Source organism: Microbacterium alcoholitolerans, assembly GCF_050408615.1.
Taxonomy (GTDB): Bacteria; Actinomycetota; Actinomycetes; order Actinomycetales; family Microbacteriaceae; genus Microbacterium.
In genome coordinates this window covers 2266603-2288252 of record NZ_JBNTKD010000001.1, presented here as the reverse complement: position 1 = coordinate 2288252, position 21650 = coordinate 2266603, and the positions used below count along the sequence as shown (strand labels likewise).

Annotated in this window: 23 protein-coding genes; 13 read left to right on the top strand and 10 right to left on the bottom strand. The window is 68.4% G+C overall.

The genetic code is table 11. From position 1 onward, the window contains the following. Positions 1-88: 88 nt before the first annotated feature. Together ACQUSX_RS10935 and ACQUSX_RS10930 are read right to left on the bottom strand one after the other, a co-directional pair. Entirely contained in the window at positions 89-2053 is a 1965-nt protein-coding gene (locus tag ACQUSX_RS10935) for a M13 family metallopeptidase (RefSeq protein WP_428906959.1), read from the bottom strand. Between the two features lie 43 nt (positions 2054-2096). After that, positions 2097-2663, bottom strand: a complete 567-nt coding sequence (locus tag ACQUSX_RS10930) for a DnaJ family domain-containing protein (protein ID WP_428906958.1) — start codon at positions 2661-2663, stop codon at positions 2097-2099. 97 nt (positions 2664-2760) lie between these two features. Here ACQUSX_RS10930 and ACQUSX_RS10925 point away from each other — a divergent pair, with 97 nt between their 5' ends. Next, entirely contained in the window at positions 2761-4092 is a 1332-nt protein-coding gene (locus ACQUSX_RS10925; protein WP_428906957.1) for an MATE family efflux transporter, read from the top strand. Between the two features lie 154 nt (positions 4093-4246). On the opposite strand, the gene ACQUSX_RS10920 is transcribed toward ACQUSX_RS10925, so the two are convergent. Continuing rightward, on the bottom strand, positions 4247-5962 hold the full coding sequence (locus ACQUSX_RS10920) for an acyl-CoA dehydrogenase family protein (protein WP_428906956.1): 1716 nt from the start codon (positions 5960-5962) through the stop codon (positions 4247-4249). A gap of 73 nt (positions 5963-6035) precedes the next feature. On the opposite strand from ACQUSX_RS10920, the gene ACQUSX_RS10915 reads away from it, so the two are divergent. Continuing rightward, the gene (locus ACQUSX_RS10915; RefSeq protein ID WP_428906955.1) at positions 6036-6251 is read left to right on the top strand and encodes a hypothetical protein; all 216 of its coding nucleotides are present in this window, start codon (positions 6036-6038) and stop codon (positions 6249-6251) included. Positions 6252-6263: 12 nt separating this feature from the next. Here the strand turns inward: ACQUSX_RS10915 and ACQUSX_RS10910 are convergent, their stop codons facing one another. Next, positions 6264-6905: a TrmH family RNA methyltransferase gene (locus ACQUSX_RS10910; RefSeq protein WP_428906954.1), complete on the bottom strand. Its 642-nt coding sequence runs from the start codon at positions 6903-6905 to the stop codon at positions 6264-6266. Between the two features lie 63 nt (positions 6906-6968). Between ACQUSX_RS10910 and ACQUSX_RS10905 the strand changes: the two genes are divergently transcribed. From ACQUSX_RS10905 to ACQUSX_RS10865, 9 genes are all read left to right on the top strand, one after another. Continuing rightward, on the top strand, positions 6969-7922 hold the full coding sequence (locus ACQUSX_RS10905; protein ID WP_428906953.1) for a metal ABC transporter substrate-binding protein: 954 nt from the start codon (positions 6969-6971) through the stop codon (positions 7920-7922). Next, positions 7919-8668 (top strand): metal ABC transporter ATP-binding protein, encoded by a 750-nt coding sequence (locus tag ACQUSX_RS10900; protein WP_428906952.1) that lies wholly within the window; start codon positions 7919-7921, stop codon positions 8666-8668. The genes ACQUSX_RS10905 and ACQUSX_RS10900 overlap by 4 nt, the downstream gene beginning before the upstream one ends. Next, the gene (locus ACQUSX_RS10895; RefSeq protein ID WP_428906951.1) at positions 8665-9525 is read left to right on the top strand and encodes a metal ABC transporter permease; all 861 of its coding nucleotides are present in this window, start codon (positions 8665-8667) and stop codon (positions 9523-9525) included. Before ACQUSX_RS10900 ends, ACQUSX_RS10895 begins: the two co-directional genes overlap by 4 nt. A gap of 9 nt (positions 9526-9534) precedes the next feature. Beyond that, positions 9535-10812 (top strand): Nramp family divalent metal transporter, encoded by a 1278-nt coding sequence (locus ACQUSX_RS10890; protein WP_428906950.1) that lies wholly within the window; start codon positions 9535-9537, stop codon positions 10810-10812. Between the two features lie 112 nt (positions 10813-10924). Then, positions 10925-11251: a hypothetical protein gene (locus ACQUSX_RS10885; RefSeq protein ID WP_428906949.1), complete on the top strand. Its 327-nt coding sequence runs from the start codon at positions 10925-10927 to the stop codon at positions 11249-11251. A gap of 1 nt (position 11252) precedes the next feature. Further along, positions 11253-11933: a metal-dependent transcriptional regulator gene (locus tag ACQUSX_RS10880; protein WP_428906948.1), complete on the top strand. Its 681-nt coding sequence runs from the start codon at positions 11253-11255 to the stop codon at positions 11931-11933. Continuing rightward, positions 11930-12094: a hypothetical protein gene (locus tag ACQUSX_RS10875; protein WP_428906947.1), complete on the top strand. Its 165-nt coding sequence runs from the start codon at positions 11930-11932 to the stop codon at positions 12092-12094. Before ACQUSX_RS10880 ends, ACQUSX_RS10875 begins: the two co-directional genes overlap by 4 nt. 99 nt (positions 12095-12193) lie before the next feature. Beyond that, a complete protein-coding gene (locus ACQUSX_RS10870; RefSeq protein ID WP_428906946.1) occupies positions 12194-13030 on the top strand; it encodes an SDR family oxidoreductase in 837 nt (278 codons plus the stop codon). A gap of 70 nt (positions 13031-13100) precedes the next feature. After that, on the top strand, positions 13101-13907 hold the full coding sequence (locus tag ACQUSX_RS10865) for an HAD-IIA family hydrolase (protein WP_428906945.1): 807 nt from the start codon (positions 13101-13103) through the stop codon (positions 13905-13907). A 29-nt stretch (positions 13908-13936) separates the two neighbouring features. Here ACQUSX_RS10865 and ACQUSX_RS10860 read toward each other — a convergent pair whose 3' ends face one another. The 5 genes from ACQUSX_RS10860 to ACQUSX_RS10840 form a co-directional block, all read right to left on the bottom strand. Then, on the bottom strand, positions 13937-15316 hold the full coding sequence (locus tag ACQUSX_RS10860; RefSeq protein ID WP_428906944.1) for an FAD-binding oxidoreductase: 1380 nt from the start codon (positions 15314-15316) through the stop codon (positions 13937-13939). Between the two features lie 86 nt (positions 15317-15402). Beyond that, a complete protein-coding gene (locus tag ACQUSX_RS10855; protein ID WP_428906943.1) occupies positions 15403-16320 on the bottom strand; it encodes a carbohydrate ABC transporter permease in 918 nt (305 codons plus the stop codon). Next, complete coding sequence (locus tag ACQUSX_RS10850) at positions 16317-17207, bottom strand: carbohydrate ABC transporter permease (RefSeq protein ID WP_428906942.1); 891 nt, start codon at positions 17205-17207, stop codon at positions 16317-16319. Before ACQUSX_RS10850 ends, ACQUSX_RS10855 begins: the two co-directional genes overlap by 4 nt. A 69-nt stretch (positions 17208-17276) precedes the next feature. After that, positions 17277-18563, bottom strand: coding sequence for an ABC transporter substrate-binding protein (locus tag ACQUSX_RS10845; protein ID WP_428906941.1), 1287 nt, complete (start codon positions 18561-18563; stop codon positions 17277-17279). Positions 18564-18652: 89 nt separating this feature from the next. Next, positions 18653-19699: a LacI family DNA-binding transcriptional regulator gene (locus tag ACQUSX_RS10840; protein WP_428906940.1), complete on the bottom strand. Its 1047-nt coding sequence runs from the start codon at positions 19697-19699 to the stop codon at positions 18653-18655. Between the two features lie 62 nt (positions 19700-19761). Here ACQUSX_RS10840 and ACQUSX_RS10835 point away from each other — a divergent pair, with 62 nt between their 5' ends. Then, positions 19762-20331, top strand: coding sequence for a YdeI/OmpD-associated family protein (locus tag ACQUSX_RS10835; RefSeq protein ID WP_428906939.1), 570 nt, complete (start codon positions 19762-19764; stop codon positions 20329-20331). Positions 20332-20363: 32 nt separating this feature from the next. Here the strand turns inward: ACQUSX_RS10835 and pyrE are convergent, their stop codons facing one another. Further along, on the bottom strand, positions 20364-20942 hold the full coding sequence (pyrE, locus tag ACQUSX_RS10830) for an orotate phosphoribosyltransferase (RefSeq protein WP_428906938.1): 579 nt from the start codon (positions 20940-20942) through the stop codon (positions 20364-20366). 75 nt (positions 20943-21017) lie between these two features. Here pyrE and ACQUSX_RS10825 point away from each other — a divergent pair, with 75 nt between their 5' ends. Next, positions 21018-21554 carry a YbhB/YbcL family Raf kinase inhibitor-like protein gene (locus tag ACQUSX_RS10825; RefSeq protein WP_428906937.1) on the top strand — a complete coding sequence of 179 codons (537 nt, stop codon included), beginning with the start codon at positions 21018-21020 and terminating at the stop codon, positions 21552-21554. Positions 21555-21650 lie beyond the last annotated feature (96 nt).

The window sequence follows — 21650 nt, the reverse complement described above, 5'->3', positions numbered from 1 at the left end:
TGACGGTTTCCGAGATCACCCTCCCCCGTGCGCGACCCCGACCGCCGACTTCATCGTACCGCTGTCGTCTTCCCCCGTCCCAGGGAATTCACCAGATCGTGACGCGCTGCTCCTCGGGCAGATGCAGGGCGTCGCCCTCGTTCACGTCGAAGGCCTCGTAGAACGCGTCGACGTTGCTGAGGATCTGGTTGCAGCGGAACTCGTTCGGCGAGTGCGGGTCGATGGTCAGCAGACGGATAGTCTCTGCCTCGCGGCTCTTCTGCTGCCAGACCTGCGCCCACGACAGCAGCAGCCGCTGCACGCCGGTGTACCCGTCGATGACGGGCGCCTCCTGACCGTCGAGCGACAGCTCGTATGCCTTCAGTGCGATGCCGAGGCCGCCGAGGTCGCCGATGTTCTCACCGATCGTGAGCGCTCCGTTGACGCGGTGCTCATCGGTCAGCCCGAGCGGTACGAGCACGTCGTACTGCTCGATCAGCGCCTTGGTGCGCTCCTCGAATGCGGCGCGGTCGTCGTCGGTCCACCAGTCGGCCAGGCGGCCCTCGTGGTCATACCGGCTGCCCTGGTCGTCGAAGCCGTGCCCGATCTCGTGACCGATGACGGCGCCGATGCCGCCGTAGTTCGCGGCGGCGTCGCGGTTCGGGTCGAAGAACGGGTACTGCAGGATCGCCGCGGGGAACACGATCTCGTTCATCAGCGGGTTGTAGTACGCGTTGACCATCTGCGGCGGCATGAACCACTCGTCGCGGTCGATGGGTCTTCCGACCTTTGAGATCTGCCGGTCGTGCTCGAAGACGGTCGCACGGCGCGCGTTGCCGACGAGGTCGGACGCGTCGATCTCGACGGCGTCGTAGTCGCGCCAGACATCGGGATGCCCGATCTTCGGCCGGAACGTGGCGAGCTTGGCGAGAGCCTTCTCGCGGGTCTCGGCGCCCATCCACTCGAGCTTCTCGATGCTCTGGCGATACGCCTCGATGAGGTTGGCGACCAGTTCGTCCATGGCGGCCTTCGAGGCCTGCGGGAAGTGCCGCTCGACGTAGATCTTGCCGACGGCGTCGCCGAGCGATCCCTCGACGAGCGAGACGCCGCGCTTCCAGCGCTCGCGGATGGTCGGGGTGCCGGTGAGCTCGGTGCCGTAGAACGAGAAGTTCTCGTCGATGATGTCGTCGGTCAGGTATCCGGCCAGGCCGTGTACGACCTTGGCGCGCAGCCAGGCCTTCCAGTCATCGAGGCGGTCTTCGACGAGCAGCGCGCCGAGGCCCTCGAAGAAGCTCGGCTGGAAAACGACCAGTTCGTCGAATGCGGCGGGGTTGACCGAGGACACAGCGTCCCGCCACGGGGAGAGGTCGGCGCCGACGAGCGCCTGGAATTCCTCCCACGTCTTCAGGTTGTAGGTCTTCACGGCGTCGCGGGATGCGACGTTGTCCCAGTGGTGACCGGCGATGTCGTGCTCGAGCGCGAAGGCGCGCTCGGCGGTGTCGCCGGCGTCGGCGACGGATGCCAGGATGAGCAGCCGCTCGAGGTGCTCGCGGTAGGCGGTGCGGGTCTGTTCGAAGTTCTCGAGGCGGTAGTAGCTCTCATCCGGCAGCGACAGGCCGGCCTGCACCGCGAAGGGCACGTAGCGCTCGGGGTTGCCGGGGTCGGGCTCGACGAACACGCCGATGAGCGCGGCGACGCCCTCGCGGTCGAATGCGCCGACGGCGGCGAGGAACGAGGGGATGCTGTCGATGGCGTCGACCTTGGCGAGCTGCTCGGCCAGCGGTGCGGTGCCGAGTGCGGCGATGCGCTCGGTGTCCATGAAGCTGGTGAACAGGTCGCCGACCTTGCGGGCGAGCGTGCCGGGCTCGGCGGACTGCGATTCCTCGACGATGGCGTGCACGTCCTTCTCGGCCTGCTCGGCGAGCAGGTGGAAGGAGCCCCAGCGCGCCTTGTCGGCGGGGATCTCAGCGGCGTCCAGCCACGTGCCGTTCACGTGGCGGTAGAGGTCGTCCTGAGGACGGATTGCGGATTTGAACTCGGAGACGGCGAGGCCGGAGGGCAGAACGTCTGTCATGCCCCAAGCCTACGGCGTGGCTCCGACGGCGACCGCGACGCGGTCACCGGTCGCTGCGCCGCAGACCCCATCGTGGACGGCGCCTCTGTGCCGCAGAGGGCGCGGCCGCGGCATCCGCTTCCCGCACCGTCCGTCGGCGCTGACGCCACGCCGCGACCTCGGCATCCACATCGCGCGTCTTCGTGACGACGGGCGGCCCGCCCATCAGCTGCCGCCGCGCCTCGATCACGCGCTTGTTGAAGTCCTCGAGCACCGCCCTCACGTCCTCTTCGCGCCCGAGGTCGTCGAGCGAGGCGTCGAGCTCTTGATCCTCAGTGCGCAGCATGATCGCGGGCGGTCCGAGACCGGTCAGGTTCTCGGTTTCGATCTTGCGGCGGATCCACCAGTCGGGATCGTGATGCGTCCCCAGGCCCTCGATCGGCTTGCCCGCGCCCGGAAGGTTGTCGAACGCGCCCTGGCGGATCGCGATCTGGATCGCGGTCTCGACGAACTCCGCCTTGTTCTGGGCGTTCAGCACCATCGGCGGCTCGGCACCGGCATCCGACGGCTCGCTCTCGCCGGCCGCCTGCCGCGCGCGGTACCGCGCCGCCTCGCTCATCGCGTCTGACATGGTCGCCACCTCCGGTCTCTTCAGGGTACTTCCGCCGATGTCGGTGATGGCTGCTGCTCACGGAGGGACTGTCCGCGCCACGCCATAGGCTCGACTGGTGACTTCCCCGTCTTCGTCGCCGACGCTGAACCGCGAGATCCTGCTCCTCGCCGTGCCCGCCCTCGGCGCACTGGTCGCTGAACCGCTGTTCCTGATCATCGACGGCGTCATGATCGGCCACCTCGGCACCGTCTCGCTCGCCGGGCTCGGCATCGCCAGCGCCGTGCTGCAGACCATCGTCGGGCTGATGGTCTTCCTCGCCTATTCCACGACGCCTGCCGTCGCGCGTCGATTCGGCGCCGGCAGACACGGCGACGCCGTCTCGGTCGGCATCGACGGCATGTGGCTCGCCCTGGCTCTCGGTGCCGTGCTCGCGATCGTCGGCTCGCTGGCGACCCCCGCGCTGGTCGCGATGTTCGGCGCCACCGACGCGGTGGCCGCCGAGGCGCACACCTACCTGTCGATCTCGATGTGGGGCCTGCCCGCCATGCTCATCGTGTTCGCCGCCACCGGCCTGTTGCGCGGCATGCAGAACACGGTCACTCCGCTGTGGATCGCCGGACTCGGCTTCGCGGCCAACGCTGGTCTGAACTGGATCTTCATCTACGGGTTCGGCTGGGGCATCGCCGGCTCCGCCTTCGGCACCGTCATGGCGCAGTGGGGCATGGTCGCTGCCTACGTGATCGTCATCCGCCGGCTCGCCCTGCGACACGGCGCATCGATGAAGGCGCAGCGCAGTGGCATCCGGGGCACCGCGCGCTCGGGCGGCTGGCTGTTCCTGCGCACCGTGAGCCTTCGCGTCGCCCTGCTCGCGACGGTCGCCGTCGCGACCGGCATCGGCACCACAGAGCTTGCCGGATGGCAGATCGCGTTCACCATCTCGTCCACCGCGGCGTTCGCGCTCGATGCTCTCGCGATCGCCGCGCAGGCGCTGATCGGCAAGAGCCTCGGCTCGGGCGACCTCGCGCAGGTGCACCGGGTGCTGCGCCGCACCGTCGCCTGGGGCGTGTGGTTCGGGGTGATCGTCGGCGCGATCGTCGCGGCGCTGTCGCCCGTGATGGGAATCATCTTCACGGGGGATGCCGAGATCGCCGCCCTCGTGCAGCCGGCGCTGCTCGTGCTCGCCGTCGCGCAGCCCGTCGCAGGTGTCGTCTTCGTGCTCGACGGGGTGCTGATGGGCGCCAACGACGCCCGCTATCTCGCGCTCGCCGGCCTGCTGAACCTCGTCCCCTTCCTGCCCGCGCTGTGGATCATCACCGCAACCGACGTCGGCGGAACGGCAGGGCTCGTGTGGCTGGCCGTCGCGTTCTTCGGCGTCTACATGCTCGCTCGCCTCGCCACCCTCGGCTGGCGCGTGCGGACGGATGCCTGGACGCGGGTGCCCGCCTGACTCCGCCGCTCATCCGCGACGCCCCGACGGGCGGTGACGGGCGACGCCGGTTGCACGTGCCTCGTGGCGGGGAGCCATTTGCTGGCTATGAACGCCAGAGAGCCGGCATTTGGCTCCTCTCACACGTGCGGTGACCGGGCTCGGCGAGCGCAGCTCAGGCGATCTCGCCGGCCGCCACGGTCTCGGCGAGCATGTGCACGCGCGGCAGGTGGTGGGCACCGTAGAAGTCGGCGCTGACCAGACGGGCTGCGTCCGCGGCATCCGAGCTCTCGTGGCCGAGCACGGCGACGACGGCGAGCGCGTGCATCCATCCGCCGGCCAGGGTGCCGAGCAGCATCAGGTACGGCACGCTGACGCCGTACGCGTCGCGGGTCATGCCGAACTCGAGGACGGATGCCGTCGCCGCACGACCCGCGGCGATCGCGCGCTCGAGTCGATCGGCGGTACGTGTGCCCACGTCGTTCCTGAATCCGCGCAGCGTGTCCACTGTCAACTCGATCTCGGCGAACAGTCCCTCGGCGGTCGCGCCTCCGTCGCGGACGACCTTGCGTCCGATCAGGTCGTTCGACTGGATCGCGGTGGTGCCTTCGTAGATCGGCATGATCCTGGCATCCCGATAATGCTGGGCGATGCCGGTCTCTTCGATGAAGCCCATGCCGCCATGCACCTGGATCGCGTCGCTGGTGAGGGCGACGGCGTCTTCGGTGGTCCAGCCCTTCAGGATCGGCACGAAGAACTCGGCGAGCGCGCCGGTTCCGTCAGTGTCGGCGCGGTCGAACAGGTCACCCACGTAGACGCCGAGGGCGCGCATCGCGAAGATGCGGCTCTGCATCGACAGCAGCAGTCGACGGACGTCGGGATGCTCGGCGATGGGTGTGCCGGCCGGGCGGTCCAGCACGGCTCCCTGCAGGCGGTCTGCGGTGTAGGCGACGGCCTGCTGGTAGGCGCGGTCCGAGATGCCGGTGGCCTGGAATCCCATGCCGGCGCGGGCCGAGTTCATCATCACGAACATGCCGGCGAGCCCGCCGCCGACCTCGCCGACGAGCGACCCCGTCGCGTCCTCGTACGCGAGCACGCAGGTCGGGCTGCCGTGGATGCCGAGCTTGTGCTCGATCGCGACCGTGGTGACGGCGTTGCGCTCGCCCGGCGCACCGGAAGCCTCGGGCAGGAACTTCGGCACGACGAACAGCGACAGACCCTTGGCACCGGCCGGGGCGTCGGGAGTGCGCGCGAGCACGAGGTGCACGATGTTCTCGGCGACGTCGTGATCACCCCAGGTGATGAAGATCTTCTGACCGCTGACTCCCCACGATCCGTCATCGCGCGGCGTCGCCATGGTGCGGATGGCGCCGAGGTCGGTGCCGGCCTCGGGCTCGGTGAGGTTCATCGTGCCGGTCCACTGTCCGGAGACGAGGCGGGTCAGGTAGGTCTCGCGGATCTCATCGGATGCCACGGCGTCGAGCGCATGGATCTGGCCGGCCGTCAGCAGCCAGCACAGCGCGAAGGCGGCGTTCGAGCCGTTCCAGATCTCACCGAGACCCGCACGGATCGATCCGGGAAGGCCATCGCCGCCGGCGGATTCGGGAGCCTCTGCGCTGACCCAGCCAGCCTCGACGAACGCCTGGTACGCCTCGGCGAAGCCGGCGGGCAGGTGCACCTGCCCGTTCTCGAGGCGAGCGCCCTCGCGGTCGCCGATCGTCTCGAGTGGAGCGAGCACCGAGGCGGCGAACTCACCGGCGCCGGCGACGATCTCGGTGGCGTCGTCGGCGCTGAACGCGCCGCCGGTGGCGCGCGCGGGCAGGTCGAGCCCGAACGCCTCGCCGAACAGGAAGGCGTAGTCGTCGACCGGGGGGATGTATTCGGATGCCATGGTGCGCTCCTTAGCTGAAACTGAGGTTCAGTGTACGCGAGACCGCGTGTCATCGGTTAGCGATCTTCTGCACATGGAGGCGATCGCGGACACCATCCCCTTCGCGACCGGTCTGTTCGGCATGCTGACACTGATGTCGACGATGTTCGTGCGGATCGTCAAGACCGAAATCGGCTCATTGCGCACCGAGATGTCGACCGAGTTCCGCGGCATCCATCAGCGCATCGATCGACTCGACAACGACGTCAACGCGCTGATGAAGCACACCTTCGGCATCCAGCGCGACTGACCGCACTACTGCTCAGGCGTACCGGCGGCACCATTCGTACATCACGACGGCCGCGGCGGCGCTCGCATTGATGGAGCGCGTCGACCCGTACTGCGTGATCTCGATGTGAGCGGATGCCGCGGCGAGCGCCTCTTCCGACAGCCCGGGCCCCTCCTGTCCGAACAGCAGCACGCAGCGCTCCGGCAGATCGGCCCGGTCGACCGGGACCGCCTCGCCGACGTTGTCGACGGCGATGATCGGGATGCCCTCGGCGGCCGCCCACGCGGTGAACATCTCGACATCCGGGTGGTGCACGACGTGCTGGTAGCGGTCCGTGACCATCGCACCGCGCTTGTTCCAGCGACGTCTGCCGATGATGTGGACCGTGTCGGCCAGGAACGCGTTGGCGCTGCGAACGATCGAGCCGATGTTCATGTCGTGCTGCCAGTTCTCGATCGCGACGTGGAACGAGTGCCGCTGCGTGTCGAGATCGGCGACGATCGCCTCCATGCGCCAGTAGCGGTACCGGTCGATCACATTGCGCGTGTCACCGTGCGCGAGCAGTTCGGGATCGTAATGCTGCCCGGTGGGCCACTCGCCCTGCCACGGCCCGACCCCGTGAGTGGTGCGTTCTGGTGTGCCCTCATCGCCGGGTTCGGAGATCTGCTCGTCCATCTCGAACAGCGTAGCCGCGCGTCATGATTTTTAGGCATACCGAAAAGTCGCTACGATTTCGGCATGCCTAAAAATCGGTTCGTCTCCATTCGGCTTCGTTCACTCATGCGGGCGGCTGGGGTGGTGATTGCCGGAACGCTGACCGCGAGCACCGCCTCATGTGCACTCCCCGCCGACGACCACGCCGTCGATGATCGGCCGACGGTCCTCACGACGTTCACCGTTCTGGCGGATATCGCCTCTGTCGTCGCGGGAGATCACCTGCAGGTCGCTTCCATCACCAAGCCGGGAGCCGAGATACACGGCTACGAGCCGACCCCGCGCGACATCGCCCGAGCCGCGCACGCAGATCTGATCGTCGACAACGGCCTCGGTCTGGAGGCATGGTTCGCGAAGTTCGTGGAGGGCGTCGACGTGCCTCACGTGGTGGTGTCCGCCGGCATCGAGCCCATCGACATCGCCGAAGACGCCTACGCGGGCAAGCCGAACCCGCACACCTGGATGAGTCCGCTGAACGTGCAGGTCTACGTCGACAACATGGTGGAGGCGTTCAGCCGCCTGGCTCCTGAGCATGCCGACGCCTTCGCCGACAACGGGGCGGAGTACAAGGCCGAGCTGCAGAGCGTGCACGACGAACTGGTCGATGAGCTCTCGGGCATCCCGCAGCCGCGTCGCGTTCTGGCCACCTGCGAGGGTGCGTTCTCCTACCTGGCCAGGGATGCCGGCCTCCGCGAGGCGTACATCTGGCCGGTCAACGCCGAGCAGCAGGCCACGCCGCAGCAGATCACGCGGATGATCGCGCTCGTCGCCGACACCGGGGTGCCGGCGGTGTTCTGCGAGTCGACCGTCTCGGACAAGCCCATGCAGCAGGTCGTCGAGGCCACCGGGGCGCGCTTCGGCGGTGTGCTCTACGTGGACTCGCTGTCTGAGCCCGGCGGCCCGGTGCCCACCTATCTCGACCTGATCCGGCACGATGCGACGACCATCGTCGACGCCCTGACGGCGGCCGGCGAATGACCGCGGCGATCGACGTCGACGGCCTCACGGTGCATTACGGAGACGTGCGGGCCCTCGAAGACGTCTCGCTGTCGATCCGCAGGGGGGCCGTCACCGGGCTCATCGGCATGAACGGCTCCGGCAAGTCGACGCTGTTCAAGGCACTCACCGGCGCCGTCCGCCCCGATCGGGGACGCGTGCTGATCGAGGGGAGCACTCCGATGATCGCGCGCCGGCGACGGGCGATCGGCTATGTGCCGCAGAGCGATCAGGTCGACTGGTCGTTTCCGATCTCGGTGCGCGAGGTTGTGATGATGGGGCGCTACGGCGGCCTCGGACTGATGCGCCGCCCTCGCCACGACGATCTCGCGGCCGTGCGGGAGGCTCTCGAGCGGGTCGAGCTGACCGAGCTCGCCGACCGTCAGATCGGTCAGCTGTCGGGCGGGCAGCGCAAGCGCGCGTTCGTCGCCAGAGGGATCGCCCAGAAGGCCCGGATCCTGTTGCTGGACGAGCCGTTCGCGGGGGTCGACAAGAGATCGGAGCAGATGATCGCGCAGCTGCTGCGCTCGGCCGCCTCCTCGGGCCTGACGGTTCTGGTGTCGACGCACGACCTGCACGCCCTCCCGCAGCTCGCAGACGACGCCGTGCTGTTGCGCCGCCGGATGATCCGGCAAGGCACCGTCGCCGAGGCGCTGCGCCCCGAGAATCTGGCCAGGGCGTTCGGGCTGGACGTGCTCGGCCGCGAGGACCACGAGGAGGAAGCGTGAGCCCCATCGATCTCATCCTCGAGCCGCTGCAGTACGAGTTCATGGTCCGTGCACTGCTGACGACGGTCATCGCTGCCGTGGTGTGCGCTCTGCTGTCATGCTGGCTGGTTCTCGTCGGCTGGTCGCTGATGGGCGACGCCGTCTCGCATGCGGTGCTGCCCGGCGTCGTGCTCGCCTACGTGGTGGGCGCGCCCTTCGCTGTCGGAGCGCTCGTGTTCGGCTTCCTCGCCGTGGCGCTTATCGGCGCCGTTCGCGGCACGGGCAGAATCAAGGAGGATGCCGCGATCGGCATCGTCTTCACCACTCTTTTCGCACTGGGGCTCGTCCTCGTCTCCGTCACGCCGAGTCACACGGATCTCAATCACATCGTCTTCGGCAACGTGCTTGGCGTCTCCTCCGCCGATCTGGTGCAGATCGGCGTGCTGGCCGGAATCGCGGCGGTCATCCTGGTGATCAAGCGGCGGGACCTGACGCTCTTCGCCTTCGACCCCGCGCACGCCTTCGCCATCGGCCTGTCGCCCAGCCTGCTCGGGGCGCTGCTGCTCGGGCTGCTGGCGCTGACCGCCGTCGTCGCACTGCAGGTCGTGGGCGTGATCCTGGTCGTCGCGATGCTGATCATCCCGGGCGCGACCGCGCGCCTGCTCACAGATCGGTTCAGCAGGATGCTGCTGCTGGCGCCGGTCATCTCGGCCACATGCTCGGTCGCGGGCATCTACCTCAGCTACTGGCTGAACGCGTCGCCGGGTGGTCTGGTGGTGGTCACTCAGGGCGCTGTGTTCGCGTTGGCCTACCTGCTCAGCCCTCGGCACGGCCTGCTGGTGCGCCTCGTCACCTCGCGGAGGCCTGTCGAGGCGTAGGATTTCGGCATGCCTAAAGCTGGTCCGCGTCCGGTCGCACGCCTTGGCGTGCGCCGAGCGGCGCCGCTGCGCGGGATGTGGATGCTGGGGCCGGCGCTCGTCGCCGGGGTCGCCTACCTCGACCCCGGCAACGTCGCCAGCAACATGACCGCAGGCGCCCGCTACGGCTACCTGCTGGTCTGGGTGGTGCTGGCCGGCAACATCATGGCCTGGCTGATCCAGTACCTCTCGGCCAAGCTCGGCGTGGTCACGGGGCAGAGCCTGCCCGAGGTGCTCGGAACCCGCATCCGCAACCGCTGGGCGCGGCGCGCCTACTGGCTGCAGGCCGAGCTGGTCGCCATGGCGACCGACATCGCCGAGGTGCTCGGCGGGGCAGTGGCGCTGTACCTGCTGTTCGACATCCCTCTGCTGCTCGGCGGGGCCATCACCGGGGCCGTCTCGATGGTGCTGCTGGCGGTGCAGACTCGCAGGGGCCCGCGCCACTTCGAGTTCGTCATCATCGGGCTGATGCTGATCATCGTGATCGGCTTCGTGGCGGGGCTGTTCGTCGCCCCACCCGACCCGGCCGGCGTGCTGGGCGGGATGGTGCCGCGGTTCGATGATTCCGGGTCGGTGCTGCTGGCAGCATCCATCCTCGGCGCGACGATCATGCCGCACGCGATCTACGCACACAGCGCGCTGACGCGCGACCGCTTTCCGGCACGCGGACCCGGCGCGGACTCCCGGCGCCCATCGCTCCGCACCTTGCTGACCGTCACCCGCTGGGACGTCACGATCGCGATGGTGATCGCCGGTTCGGTGAACCTCGCGATCCTGCTGCTCGCCGCCGCGAACCTCGCCGGCGTCGAGGGCACCGATTCGCTGGAAGGCGCCTACGCCGCCATCAGCGACAACCTCGGCGCGGTGATCGGCACACTGTTCGCCGTCGGCCTGCTGGCCTCGGGCCTGGCATCCACCTCGGTCGGCGCCTACGCGGGCGCCGAGATCATGCACGGCCTGCTCACGATCCGCATTCCCCTTCTGGCCCGCCGGCTGGTGACGCTGATCCCCGCGCTGATCATCCTCGGCATCGGCTTCGACCCCACGCTGGCACTGGTGCTCAGCCAGGTGGTGCTGAGCTTCGGCATCCCGTTCGCGCTGGTGCCGCTGGTCGCGCTCACCGCGCAGCGGCGCACGCTCGGCGAGCACGCCAACCGACCCCTCACGACGGTGCTCGGCGTCGTGTTCGCCGCGCTGCTGATCGCGCTGAACGCGGTGCTGCTCTGGCTGGTCGCCACCGGCGCGTGACCTGACCCGCCTGCTCGGGTCGCAATGGATGCCGCTATGCGCGCCGAGTAGCGGCATCCATTGCGACCTGAACACTCGGCAGGCGGAAAGCCGGGCCGGGTAGGCTCGACGCATGCCCTCCGCCCCCGCCAAGAAGCATCGTGACGACTCCGAGGCGCGGCGGGCGATGACGCTGAGCACCTGGTTCGCCCTCGTCGCCGGCGCACTCGGCGTGGTGCTGATCGCCTGGCCCGCCCTGCTTCCCGCCGGTGGGCCGTGGGTGCAGCTCGTTCTCGGCGCGATGACCCTGTTCTTCGCGTTCCGCGCCCGCTCGATCGGCACCCGCGGGGTCAATGACTACGACGGACGCCTGTCGCTGCTGGCCGCGATGGCCGGGTTCGCGATCCTGTTCTTCGCCGGCGGCGCCGCCTTCGCCGTGCTCGCCTCGCTGGGAGGCTGATATGTCGTCCCCCGCGTTCGACGACTACCTGAAGGCCATCTACGCGCACACCGAGTGGCAGGATGCGCCTATCACGCCGTCGCAGCTCGCCGCCGCCCTCGGCATCGCTCCGTCGAGCGTCACCGAGATGGTGAAGAAGCTCGCGGCCGCCGACCTCGTCTCGCACGTGCCGTACGGCGCCGTGCGACTGACGGATGCCGGTCGCGACCGCGCTCTGGCGATGGTGCGCCGCCACCGGCTCATCGAGACGTGGCTCGTCCGCGAGTTCGGCTACGCCTGGCACGAGGTGCACGACGAGGCCGAGGTGCTCGAGCACACGATCAGCGACCGTCTGCTGGAGGGCATCGACGAGCGTCTCGGCCGTCCGCGCTTCGACCCGCACGGCGACGCCATCCCCGACGCCGCTGGCCGCGTGGACCGCGAGCCGTTCGTTCTGCTCGGCGACGCACCCGACGGCCATACGGGTCACGTGCTGCGCGTCAGCGACCGCGACCCCGAACTGCTGCAGCAGCTGGAGAGCATCGGCGTCGCGGTCGGCGTCGACGCGACGGTCGATGCCGACGGGGTCGTGCTCGATGGCATCCGACATTCCCTGCCCGACGGCGCCAGCGAGGCGATCTGGCTGAGCGCACAGCCCGCCGACGTAGGCTCAAGCCGACCGCCTCGGAAGGAAAGACGATGACTCAGGACGACATGCTGTTCCTGGTGCTGATCAGCATCGGGCTGACTGCGCTCGCGCTGTTCTCCTTCCAGCTGCTGCGCCGCGACAAGAAGGACAATCGCGGCGAGTGGTACGAGGGCCCGTGGGAAGACGACGACCGCCCCCGCAAGCCGCGCCGCTGACCTCCGACGCGCTTCCGTTTCGCCCAGCGGGAATTTCCCGCGACCTCCAAACGCTGTTATATGCATACGCATATATTTCTCTCCTTGGAGGTTGAGGACATGACTAATCACATCGATGGCCGAGTCATCATCATCACCGGCGCCGGCAGCGGCTTCGGAAAGCTCGTGGCCGGCATGACCGCTGAGCTCGGGGCACACGTCGTCGCCGCCGACATCAACGAGGAGAACCTGAAGACCGTGGTCGATGAGATCCGCGCGAAGGGGCAGAGCGCCGAGTACAAGGTCGCGGACGTGACCGACAAGGAGCAGATGGACGCCCTCGCCGCCTTCGCGGTCGAGACGTTCGGGCGCATCGATGTCTTGCTCAACAACGCCGGGATCATGCCGCTCGCGTACTGGGCGGACCACAAGCAGGCTGCCAAGGCCTGGGACAAGTCGATCGACATCAACATCAAGGGCGTCGTCAACGGCATCACCGCCGTTTACGACCAGATGATCGAGCAGGGTCGCGGGCAGGTGGTGAACATTTCGTCCATCTACGGCAACGCCGGGATGCCGGGCTCCGGGGTCTACAGCGCCACCAAGGCCGCGGTGAAGATCATCTCCGACTCGCTGCGGATCGAATCGCACGGCAAGATCAAGGTCACCACGCTCAAGCCGACCGGCGTCCCCGGCACGAACCTCGCGAGCGCCGTCGTCAACGAGACAGCGATCTCGGGACTCACCGGACCGAACGCAGCCGAGTACTTCGACAGCACCGAGAAGTTCATCGCCGGAGAGCTCCCGGCCGAGAAGACCGACTCGGACAGCATCGAGTACTGGGCACTGACTCCTGAAGAGCTCGCTGCGAACGTCGTCTACGTGATCAACCAGCCGTGGGGCGTGAACATCAGCGACATCACCGTCCGCGCCAGCGGAGACGTGTTCATCCACTGAGCCCGAACCCGGAGGGGGCGGCATGACGCGGCCCCCTCCGTACGTTCTCCGCGCCCCATAGGCTGAGCACATGGCCGATCGCGATGACATCGAATGCTGGCTCACCGACATGGACGGTGTGCTCGTCCATGAGAACGCCGCCATCCCCGGGGCATCCGAGATGCTCGCAGGGTGGGAGGCGAACGGCATCCCGTATCTGGTGCTGACGAACAACTCGATCTTCACCGCCCGCGACCTCGCCGCACGGCTGCGCACGAGCGGACTGCACGTGCCCGAGGAGCGCATCTGGACCTCGGCGCTCGCGACCGCCGACTTCCTGAAGCAGCAGGTGCCGGGCGGCTCCGCGTTCGTGATCGGCGAGGCCGGCATCCTCACCGCCCTGCACGACGCCGGCTTCGTGATGACCGAGACCGCCCCCGACTTCGTGGTCGTCGGCGAGACGCGCACGTACTCCTTCGAGGCGATCACGCGCGCGATCCGGCTGATCAACGCGGGGGCGCGGTTCATCATCACCAACCCGGATGCCACCGGCCCCAGCATCGACGGCCCGCTCCCCGCGACCGGCGCGGTCGCGGCTCTGATCACGAAGGCGACCGGCAGGGAGCCGTATGTCGTCGGCAAGCCGAATCCGATGATGTTCCGCTCGGCACTGAACAAGATCGGCGCGCATTCGAAGAAGACCGGCATGATCGGCGATCGGATGGACACCGACATCGTCGCCGGCATCGAAGCCGGCCTGCACACGGTGCTCGTGCTCACGGGCATCAGCGATCAGGCCGAGATCGAGAAGTACCCGTTCCGCCCGGACGAGATCGTCGACTCGGTCGCCGACCTGATGCCGGCCATCACCGGAACGATCCGCACGGTCGAGAGCTGAGGGCTCACCTCACCCGCCCCTGACCTCGCTCAGCCGAGTGCCACCTCAGGGAGCGCGTGCGCGGCCAGCCACAAGCGATCCGGGTCGTACTGCGCGCGCACGCGATGCAGACGATCCAGCGTCTCGGAGTCGAACACGCTCGCGGCATCCATCGGTCCGTCCACGAAGTTCAGGTAGGGCGCGCAGTCGGCCCACGCACGCACCGCCTCGATCGCGCCTTCGACCAGCGCCGCCGCCTGCCCGGCGAACTCGGGCACCGCGACGGGCTGCACCGCGAGCAGCGCGTACTCCCCATCCAAACAGCGCACGGCAGCATCCTTCGGATCTCCGAGCGCGCCGCCGAGGTGCCTGATCTCGATGATCATGGGTGTCGCCGTGGCATCAGCCCCCGCGCTCTCGAGCACCGCGGCGATCGCCGCTTCGCTCAGATCGCCCAGCATGATGTGATCCGAGATCGCCGCCGAGGGCACCGGCGGGTCCATGTGCACCTCGAGCATCGCGGGCGCGGAGACGCGCGCGAACGTGTCCATCTCGGGCGCGAGATCGCGCAGCGGGCGCAGCAGCTCGGCCGTGTGGTCGTCGTCGGCGAGGATCGCGCCGTCGATGATCACCAGCGAGCGGCCGGAGAGGAACGGCGGCAGCTCGGGGATCGGCGGGAACCGGAGCAGCCGCAGGCTGGTGGTCGCGGCACGGTCGAGCCCGTGGGTCCAGTCGCGCCATGCGCGGACGACCTCGGATGCCGCGGAGATGTCCCACAGCAGGAAGCCGGCGTGCACGTCGGGGATCGACAGCAGTTCGATCTCCATGGCGACGACCACGCCGAAGTTGCCACCGCCGCCCTGCAGCGCCCAGAACAGTTCACTGTGCTCGGTCGCACTCGTGCGCACCAGCTCGCCGTCGGCGGTGATGATGTCGACGGCATGGAGGCGGTGGGCGGCCAGGCCGTGCTCGCGTCCGTAGAAAGAGATGCCGCCGCCGAGCATGTACCCCGAGACCGCGACGTCTCCGGCGCTGCCGTGCAGTGGGGTGAGGCCGTGCGTCGCAGCCGCTGCGACGACCTCGTGCCAGAGCGTTCCGCCGAGCACGCGGGCGGTGCGCGCCGCCGCATCGACCTCGACTCCGGTCAGCCGGTGCAGCCGCAGCAGCATGGCCCCGCGCAGTGCCTCCTGGTCGAGCGCAGGGGCGCCGTGCCCGCTCGCCTGCGGTGCGATGCGAAGCCCGGCATCCGCCGCGGCGCGCACCATGCGCACGACGTCATCGATGCTCTCGGGGACCGCGATCACCGTCGGATGCTGGTCGGCGATCAGATTCCACGCCAGACGTGCGTGATCGTATCCCGGCTCGCCGGGAAAATGCAGACCCTCGACGGCACGCAGCGCCGTGAGGTCGGGAGTGGATGCCAGTGTCATGGCATCCACTCTGTGCCCCGCACCCCGCCTACGGCATCGGGAATCCTCCCTATTTCCGCGTCGCGGACTCCCCTCAGGACTCTCCGTCAGGACTTTACCGATCCGCTCATCAGACCGCCGATGAAGTACTTGCCGAGCAGGATGTACACGAGCAGCGTCGGCAGCGACGCGATCAGCGCACCCGCCATCGACGCGCCGTAGTTCGACAGCTGCGCCCCCTGCGACAGGTTGACCAGTGACAGCGACACCGGCCCCTGGTTCGCATCCGACAGGAACAGTGCGAACAGGTAGTCGTTCCACGCCGAGGTGAACTGCCAGATGATCGTCACGACGAAGCCGGGCAGCGACAGCGGCAGGATGATCCGCCAGTACGAGGCGAGCATGCCGGCACCGTCCACGCGCGAGGCCTCCATCAGCTCTTCGGGGACGCCCTCGTAGTAGTTGCGGAAGATCAGCGTGCAGATCGGCAGACCGTAGATGATGTGCACGATCAGCAGAGTCGCGATGCTGCTCGGCATGCCGAGCGAGGTCTTCATCTGCACCAGCGGCACCATGATCGCCTGGTACGGGATGAACATGCCGAACAGGATCAGCGTGAACACCACGTTCGCGTAGGGGAAGCGCCATCGCGAGAGGACGAAGCCGTTCATCGAGCCGAGCATGGCCGAGATCAGCGCGGACGGGATCGCCAGCAGGAACGTGCGCCCGAGTGACGCCGAGAGGTAGTCCCAGGCGTTCGCCCAGTTCTCGAAGCCGGTCACGCCGTCGGCATCCGCCTGCCAGGGCCAGATCGACGGCAGCGCCCAGGAGCTTGCGGCACTGACATCCGACGGCGGCTTCAGGCTCGTCACGACGAGCACGTACACCGGCATCAGCACGATGACGACGAACAGCAGCAGCAGCGCGTACTTGGCCGTGCGGCCGATCCGCGCGCGCTTGCGGTGGGGTGCGGGGGCGCGACCTGCGACGGACGCGCGACGCTCGATGCCGGTTGCGACGCTCACTTGCGCACCTTCCTCTCGGCGCGGGCTGTGGAGATCAGGTACGGGACGATGAAGATGCACACCAGCAGCAGCAGCACCGTCGCGATGGCGGATGCCTTGCCGTACTCGCCGCCCGTGAGCGCCACCCACATGTAGGTGGCCGGCACCTCGGTGACGTACACGGGGCCGGTGATCGCCATGATCAGGTCGAACACCTTCAGTGACATGTGCGCCACGATCACCAACGCCGACAGCGCCACCGGGCTCAGCTGCGGGAAGACGACATGCCGGTAGAGCTTCCATTCGCTGGCGCCGTCCATCCGGGCCGCTTCGCGAAGCTCTTCCGGAACCCCGCGGAAGCCGGCGAGGAACAGCGCCATCACGTAGCCGGACAGCTGCCAGATCGCCGGCATGGCCATCGCGGCCATGCCCCACAGCGGCTGGTTGTACCAGTCGTTCTGCAGCGCGCCGAGACCGATCGAGTCGAGCATGCGGTTCAGGCCCGAGGCGCGCTCGCCGGTCGCCGAGCTGAGCAGCCAGCGCCACACGACACCGGATGCCACGAACGAGACGGCCATCGGGAAGAGGTAGATCGAGCGGAACGCGCCTTCGGCGGTCACGCCCTTGTCGAGCATCCATGCCCACAGGAAGCCGAACAGCATCGTGCCGACCATGAAGAACACGGTGAAGATGCCGAGGTTCGCCAGCGAGTGCAGGAAGCGCGGCTCGGTCAGCAGGTCGACGAAGTTCTGCAGGCCGACGAACTCGGAGGCCGTCAGCGCGGAGTCCCTCGTCATCGCCGTGGAGAAGTTCACGCCGATCAGCACGTAGACGAAGATGCCGAGCAGCACGATCGTCGGCGAGATCAGCAGCAGCGGGGGTCCCCAGTTGCGGATGCCTTTGCGCATCGGTGTCCTCCTTGACGCGAGCGTGGGTGCGGGGCGGCGCGATCACGCCGCCCCGCAGTGAATCGGATGCTACTCGCCGAGCGCCTTGGTCTGCGCCTGGACGAGCGCATCCTGCAGCGTCTGGCCATCCTGCGTGGAGACGAACTGACCGATCGCCGAGGTGATGTCGTTCAGCCACGACACCTTCACAGCGGCGCCGTGCGCCAGCGAGCTGACGACGGTGTCCTCCGCGAACGAGGCGATCGCGCCCTGCTGGTACTCCGGATACGCGGCCGGGTCGGCGTCGGTGCGCGCCGGGATCGAGCCCTTCGCGAGGTTGAACGCCTCCTGGCCCTCGGCCGAGCTGATCGTCTTCAGCCAGTTCTTCGCGCCACCGGCGTGCGGGGCGCCGACCGGCAGCGTGAACGAGTCGGCGAGGAAGTCGAACATGCCGTCGGTGCCGGGGGTCGGCCACGTCGTGTAGTCGGTGCCGTAGGTCTTGCCCTTGGCGTCGAACTGCGCGAGCGCCCAGTCGCCCATCACGTTGTACGCGGCCGTGCCGTCGATGACCATGTCGGTCGCGACGGGCCAGTCCTGACCGGTGCCGTCGGTGTTCGCGTAGGACAGCAGCTGCGTGTAGTAGTCGATCGCGTCGGTGACCTTGGAGTCATCGAACTTGGTCGAGCCGTCCCACAGCCCCTGGTAGCCATCGGCGCCGAGCACAGAGATCAGCACGTTCTCGAACAGCTGCACCTGGGTCCAGTCGGTCGCCACCGAGAGCGGGGTCTCGATGCCGGCGGCCTTCAGCTTCTCCATGTCTGCGAGCCAGGCGTCGAGATCGGCAGGTGCGGCGTTGGGGTCGATGCCCGCGTCGGTCAGCACCGCGGTGTTGACCCAGACCACGTTCGCACGGTGGATGTTGCTGGGCACCGAGTAGATCTTGCCGTCGACCGTCAGGCGGTCGAGCAGCGTGGACGGGAAGACGTCGTTGAGACCGTTGTCGGCGTAGAAATCGCTGAGGTCCTCGATCTTCTCGGCCTCGATGTAGTCGGTGAGCTCGGCACCGGCGTGCGCCTGGAACGAGTCCGGCGGGTTGTTGGCCTTCAGTCGCGACGCGAGAGCGTTCTTGGCGTTCGATCCGGCGCCACCGGCAACGGCCGCGTTGACGAACTCGGTGTCGGGGTACTGCTCGTTGAACACCTCGACGAGGGCGTCGAGACCGGCCTTCTCAGAGCCGGCGGCCCACCAGGTGAAGACCTCGACCTGGCTGTCGTCGTCCGAGCCGCCCGCGTTCCCGTTGTCGGCATTGCCGGAGCACCCGGTGAGCACGAGACCGGTGACGGCGAGACCAGCGACTGCTGCAAGTGCTTTGCGCATGTGATCCTCCATTGGAACTTTCCCCGCGGTCATCCGCGGTGCTCATGCCATCGAAACTGAAAACGTTGCCAAATGCAACAGCCCCGCGGTCACATCCCCGTAACACCCGGTGGCGTCTCGCCGGACCCGCGGGTGATCAGGCGGGTGCCGAGCACGATGTGGCGCTCGGGCCCCGCCAGCCCTGCGATCCGGTCGAACAGCAGATCCGCCGCCGCCTCGCCCATCACCCAGGGGTCCTGCGCGATCGTCGTCACCGGCGGGCTGAGCAGCTCGGCGAGCGCGAAGTCGTCGAAGCCGACGAGGGCCGGCCGCACGCGCAGCAGACGCAGCGCCCCGAGGACGGCTTTGGTCGTGCGGCTGTTCGTGGTGAACAGCGCCGTCGGCGGATCAGGCAGGGAGAAGAGCTCGCGGAGCGCCTCGAGGCAGGCATCCACCTCGTCCTCGACTTCGACGATGAGGTCGGGCCGGTCGGGAAGCCCGCACTCGCGTGCGCCGCGGCGGAAGCCCGTCTGACGGCGCTCGGATGTGTACCGGCCGGAGACGTGCGCGATGCAGGCGATGCTGCGATGGCCCACCCGCACCAGGTGGCGCACGGCATCGGCGGCGCCGCGCTCGTTGTCCACGAGCACGACGTCGGCGTGCATCCCGTGCGGCGGGCGATCCACGAAGACGATCGGCGTGCCCACTGCGCGCTCCGAATCGAGGAAGGAGATGTCGGCTGCCTCCGGCGCGACGACGATGAAGCCGTCGAGGCGGCGGTTCAGCATCCGCTTCAGCACACGCTCGCTCGCGGTCGAGTCATCGCCCGCCGATGCGACGAGCACCAGCAGGTCGCGATCCTGCGCACGCGACTCGACCGCCTCGATGATCTGGGCGTAGAACGGATCCGAGATGCGGGTGACCGCGACGCCGATCGTTCGGGCGGAGCCGGTGCGCAGGGTGTGCGCGAAGTCGTTGCGGCTGTACCCGAGAGCGGCGATCGCACGCTCAACCGCCTGCCGCTTGGCACGGCTCACCCCGTCCTTCCCCGAGACGACGCGCGACACTGTCGACAGGCCGACCTCGGCCAGCGCAGCGACGTCCTTCATCGTCGGCCGCCCCGTGGCGTCGGCAATCTGGTCGGTTGACTTCGCCATAAGTGGCAGGGTGGCATGAAAACGTTGCCACGTCCAGAAACGCGAAGATCTAGGCTGACCGGATGGGAGTTCTCGACGACGGCGAGCGGGTGACGGCGGCGGATGCTGCCGACTGGCGCGCCTGGATGACCGACAACCACGACACGGCGACCGGCGTGTGGCTGCTGGATGTGCGGCGCGCGGCATCCGACGGAATCGGGTACGAGGATGCCGTCCGTCAGGCGCTGTGCTTCGGATGGATCGACGGTCCGGTGCGCACTTTCGACGACGGCAGCGTCGGGCAGTGGTTCTCACCGCGCCGCCGCGGCAGCGGCTGGGCGGCGACGAACAAGGCGCGCCTGATCGAGCTCGAGGCGGCCGGCCTGCTGGCACCCGCTGGCATCCGCGTGATCGAGGCCGCCAAGGCCGACGGGTCGTGGACCGTTCTCGACGGGCCGGAGGCCGGCATCGAGCCCGACGACCTCACCGCCGCGCTCGACGCTCTGCCCGCCGCCCGCACGGCATGGGACGCGTTCCCGAAATCGACGAAGAAGCTCGGCCTCACGCAGATCGCGATGGCGAAGCGCCCCGAGACGCGCGCCAAGCGCATCGCGAAACTGGTCGCCGACGCCGCGGAGGGCCGCCGCCCCTGACGCGCTTGACGGCGTCCCGCGCCGGATCGGAACTACTGCGGGTCGAGCCCAAGGTCATCGAGGTCGAAGGCGGCCAGCCATTGCAGCCCCTCGGCCTCGATCGCAGCCTGCGCGCCGGTCTTGCGGTCGACGATCACGGCGACGGCGACGACCTCGGCACCCTCGCGGCGCAGCACCTCGACGGCCTTCAGCGCCGACTGACCGGTCGTCGAGGTGTCCTCCAGCACGACGACCCGCTTGCCGGCGACATCCGCGCCCTCGATCTGACGGCCGCGGCCGTGATCCTTGGGCTCCTTGCGCACGACGAACGCGTCCAGCGGACGCTCGGTGCCGACCGAGGCGTGCATCACCGAGTTCGCGATCGGATCGGCGCCGAGGGTGAGCCCGCCGACAGCCGAGACGTCGTGGTCCTTGATGAGGTCGAGCATGATCCGCCCGATGGCCGGAGCCGCGCGGTGGTCGAGGGTGAGCTTGCGCATGTCGACGTAGTACGTCGCCTGCTTGCCGCTGGAGAGGGTGAAGTCACCGTGGAACACGGCCTCAGCGGTGATCAGGTCGAGCAGGGCGCGGCGGTCTTCGGAGAGGTCGCGGTCTTCGGCGGGATTCGTCACGGCATTCAGTGTATTCGGCGTGCGTCCCGAGACGGATGCCGCAGCCTGGCCTACCGTGGAAGGAGGAGGCTTCACATGTTCTCGTACGATCCCTATGCCGCCCTCGCCGAGCTGCGCCCCGTGCCGCCGCTCGAACTGACCAGCCCCGATTTCACCGCCGGCGGTCCGCTTCCCGGATTCGCGTGGTCATCGGACAGGGCGGGTGAAGACAGGCATCCGACACTGAACTGGTCCGAGCCGCCCGCCGGCACGCAGAGCTTCGCGATCTCGTGCTTCGACCCGGACGCGCCGACCGGATCCGGCTTCTGGCACTGGGCCGCGTACAACCTGCCCGCCGACCTGCGCTCGCTGCCGAGCAGCGACGGCACCGCCGAGAGTCTCCCCGTCGGCAGCCGAGTGCTGCCGAACGAGGCGCGACGGGAGCGCTACATCGGCGCAGCCCCGCCCGCCGGCACCGGCGTGCACCGATACTTCTTCGTGATCGACGCACTCGACGTCGATCACCTCGACCTCGATGCGGGCGCGACACCGGGCGTGCTGGGCTTCAACCGGCACTTCCACACGCTCGCCCGAGGGGTTCTGATCGGAACGGGCGACCCCGCCGAGAGGTGAATCCGAACGCCTGAATGCCACTCGATATTGCTCTGGTGGCACGCGAATCACTCCGCTACTGTCTGCTTCAACGGCGCGCCCTGAACCGGGGCTCCC